Source organism: Corallococcus sp. CA053C (genome assembly GCF_003611675.1).
GTDB lineage: Bacteria > Myxococcota > Myxococcia > Myxococcales > Myxococcaceae > Corallococcus.
The window spans coordinates 1-3578 of the sequence record NZ_RAWA01000634.1; the positions used below are offsets into that span (position 1 = coordinate 1).

Here is a 3578-nt window from a genome sequence, read left to right on the forward strand (position 1 = left end):
CACCAACGTCCCCCTCCCTGCCGCCCCGGCTGTGCGTGGGCGTGCTGTCCGGCACCAGCGTGGACGCGGCGGACGCGGCGCTGTGCCGCGTGGGGGGCACGGGCGCGGACGTGACGCTCGAACTCCTGGCCCACGTCTCCCGCCCCTTCACGCCGGACCTGGTCGCGCGGGTGCTGGGTCCCCAGGACGCCCGGAGCCTGTGCGCGCTCGGCTTCGAGCTGGGCGAACAGTTCGCCGAAGCCGTCCTCGCCGTGATGGCCAAGGCGGGGGTGGACCCCGGCGCGGTGCACGTCGTCGGCTCCCACGGCCAGACGATGGCCCACCTGCCGTCGGACCTGTCCCCCACCCCCTCCACGCTCCAGATTGGCGAGGCCGCCGTCATCGCCGAGCGCACGGGCCTGCCCGTCGTCAGCGACTTCCGCACCCGCGACATGGCGGTGGGCGGCCAGGGCGCGCCGCTCGTGCCCTACCTGGACTGGGCCGTCTTCCGGAACCGCGCGCGGCCGGACGTCACCCGCGCGTTCCTCAACCTGGGCGGCATCGCCAACGTGAGCGTGGTGGGCGAGCGCCTGGAGGACACGCTCGCGTTCGACACCGGGCCGGCGAACATGGTCCTGGACGCGCTGGCGCGCAGGGTGACGGGCGGACAGCTCGGGTGTGACCGGGACGGGAGCCTGTCGTCCCGGGGCCGGGTGCTGCCGGCGCTCCTCGCGGAGCTGCTCACCCACCCGTTCCTCGCCCGCCCCCCTCCGCGCAGCGCGGGCCGCGAGGGCTTCGGCGAGGCGCTGGTGGACCGGCTGTGGGCGGCCGCGCCGGAGCAGCCCTATGACTTGATGGCCACCGCGAGGGCCTTCACCGTGGAGGCCACCGCGCGCGCCTTCGAGACGTGGGTGCGGCCCCGCTTCCCCCACCTGGAGGCCGTGTACGCCTCGGGCGGAGGGACGCGGAACCCGGTGCTGATGGCGGACCTGCGGGCGCGGCTGGCCCCGGTGCCGCTGGAGCGGCTGGACGTGCTGGGCTTCCCGGAGGAGGCCAAGGAGGCAGCCCTCTTCGCCCTGCTCGCGGCCGAGCACCGGGCCGGAACGCCCGCGAATGTTTGCCCCGCAACTGGCGCAAGACGCCGAGTCGTTCTAGGTAAGCTGACACCGTGAGCAGCGTGAACCTGATGGCCCGCGAAGTGGCCGCGAAGATCGTCTTCTACGGCCCGGGCCTGTCTGGGAAGACGACGACCCTGCGAAAGGTCTACGAGACCGTTCGCCCGGCCCACCGCGGCGAGATGATGTCCATCGCCACCGAGGGCGACCGGACGCTCTTCTTCGACTTCCTGCCGGTGAAGGTGGAGCGCGTGGGCGACTGCTCCGTGCGGCTCGCCCTCTACACCGTGCCCGGGCAGGTCTTCTACAACGCGACCCGCAAGCTGGTGCTCCAGGGCGCCGACGGTGTCGTCTTCGTGGCGGACTCGCAGGCCGAGGCCATGGACGCCAACCGCGAGTCCCTGGCCAACCTGGAGGAGAACCTCCTGGAGAACGGCATCCGGTTGGATCGCTTCCCACTGGTGATGCAGTGGAACAAGCGCGACCTGGAGGGCACCCTGTCGGTGGAGGAGCTGCGCCGGGAGCTCAACCCGCGCGGCGTCCCCGACTTCGAGACCGCCGCCACCAACGGCCGCGGCGTGCTGGACACGCTGAAGACCATCACCCGGCTGGTCATCAAGGACCTGCGCGCCAAGCGAATCGTCCCCCCGCCCCGCCCCTCGCCGACGACGCCCGGCGGCGCCCCAGCGGGCCTGGAGGCGCAGCTCGCACAGCACCTGCACCAGCGTCAGCCGCCGTCCGCGCCGGTGTCCGCGATCGCCAACACCGCGACCCTCTCCGCGTCCGGCCTGTCGCCCACGCCCGTGCCGCGCACCCTGACGACCCCGGCCCCGCCGCGCGTGGAGCCCACGCCCGTCACCGTGGCGAACGCGGGCACCGGCGTCCTCGGGCCCACGAGCGCGCTGGCGCCGGGGGACCTCTTCGACCATGCCCGGGCCGCGGAGGCCGCCTTCACCGCCGGGGACTACACCACCTGCGTCACCGCCTGCACCGACGCCGTCCGGCGCGCCATGGCCTTCGCGGGCGACGGCACCCTGGCCCAGCAGGCCTTCCTGCTCCACGTGGACGGCGCGGACCTGCTGCGGTTGCAGGGGCTGTCCACCCAGTCGCACCTGCGCGTGGACGACGCGGCCTTCTCGCTCTACGTCCTGATGCAGGTCTTCGTGCGGCTCAATGCCGTAGGGCTTCCGACCGCCGGGTGATTCGGCGCGGGCCCGGGCGCCTCGGGCCCGGGCCGACCGTCAGCGCGGGAGCATGAGCTGCAACAACCCCATGCGGTGCAGCTTCGCGAGCGTCTTGAGCGTCTCCAGCTCGCGCGCGGGGCTCGCCAGCACCAGCGTGGACACGTCCCACGTTCCGCTGATCAGCCCGGCGATCTGCCGCTCCTCCGGCTTGAGCATCACCATCGCCTGGGGCGCCTGGACCATCTGCGGCACCACCAGCGGCGGCAGGTCCGCGTAGAGCGCGGCCACGTGCTCGCGCTGCACCAGGCGCGCGAACTCACGCACGCGCCGGTCCGCGGGGTCGCTGGCCAGCAGTGACGCGCACACGATGCCGGCCGCGTCGTACTGGCCCTCGCGCATCAGCACCGCGCCCTTCTCCAGCATCTCCGCCACCGGATCCGCTTCCACCTGCGGCGCGCCGTCCACCTCCACCAGCTTCGCGCGCAACAGCTCATGCACCCGGCGCGTCACCGACGAGCGCGACACGCCCATGGACAGCCGCAGCCGGCCCAGGTTCTGCGGCGTCGTCGTCAGGCCCAGGATGATCCGGTGCATCAACGGCTGGCTCGGGCTGGGCGGCGACAGCGCGCGCACGCTCAACGCGTCGATGGGCAGCGCCTTGTCCACGTCCCCCTGCTCGTCCACCCAGCGCAGGGATTCGAAGAGCAGCTCGCGAATGCTCATGTCGGACGGCACCCAGTCCTCACCGGTGCGGTCCGCGTCCTCCGTCCAGTGGAACGTGCCCCGGCCCGCGATGGTCAGGTCCGTCATCGCCGCGAACAGCTCCTCGCGGCCCAGGTCGCGCACCCACCGCGCCTGCACCCCGTGCGCGTCGAAGGCCGCGTCCACGTCCGGCGTGCGCGCCAGCTCGTCGAACGCCGCCAGCACGCGCTGCCCCGCAGCCAGCTTCGGCAGGGACAGGAGCCGGGCCACGCGGCCGCGCAGGCCATCGCTCGCGGTGGCGCCCACCTGGCCGGACAGGAGGAACAACTTGCGCTCGCCTGCTTCCCACGAGAGCTGCAACGTCCCCGTCTTGCGGGAGCTGTCCAGCCATTGGAGGAATTCGGGGAGCGGGTAGCTGAAGAGGTCGCCGTGGATGGCCATGCGTGTCGGATTCGAGGATACAGTTCCCCGCCGTGCGCGTCGCGGTCCTGTTCATCGACGGGGTGGGCATCGGACGGAAGGACCCGGCCGTGAACCCGCTCGCGGACCGCGACCACCTGCTGTCCTGGTTCCAGGACGCCCCCGCCCCCCTCCTCCC

General features: G+C 73.0%; 3 protein-coding genes and 1 pseudogene. 3 read left to right on the plus strand and 1 reads right to left on the minus strand.

The window, feature by feature from the left end:
• Positions 1-1151: anhydro-N-acetylmuramic acid kinase (locus D7V97_RS41280; RefSeq protein ID WP_233583568.1), on the plus strand; the 1151-nt coding region annotated here is incomplete at its 5' end.
• Positions 1148-2296, plus strand: a complete 1149-nt coding sequence (locus D7V97_RS41285; protein ID WP_120616028.1) for an ATP/GTP-binding protein — start codon at positions 1148-1150, stop codon at positions 2294-2296. The genes D7V97_RS41280 and D7V97_RS41285, both read left to right, overlap by 4 nt.
• Positions 2297-2335: 39 nt before the next feature.
• Here D7V97_RS41285 and D7V97_RS41290 read toward each other — a convergent pair whose 3' ends face one another.
• The gene (locus tag D7V97_RS41290) at positions 2336-3421 is read right to left on the minus strand and encodes a DUF4388 domain-containing protein (RefSeq protein ID WP_120616029.1); all 1086 of its coding nucleotides are present in this window, start codon (positions 3419-3421) and stop codon (positions 2336-2338) included.
• Positions 3422-3453: 32 nt separating this feature from the next.
• On the opposite strand from D7V97_RS41290, the pseudogene D7V97_RS41295 reads away from it, so the two are divergent.
• Positions 3454-3578 (plus strand): annotated as a pseudogene (locus D7V97_RS41295) (metalloenzyme); the annotation flags it as partial.

What these genes read in the sequence shown, in the direction of transcription:
- D7V97_RS41290 (WP_120616029.1), bottom strand. Translation starts at nt 3,421, where the DNA reads ATGGCCATCCACGGCGACCTCTTCAGCTACCCGCTCCCCGAATTCCTC.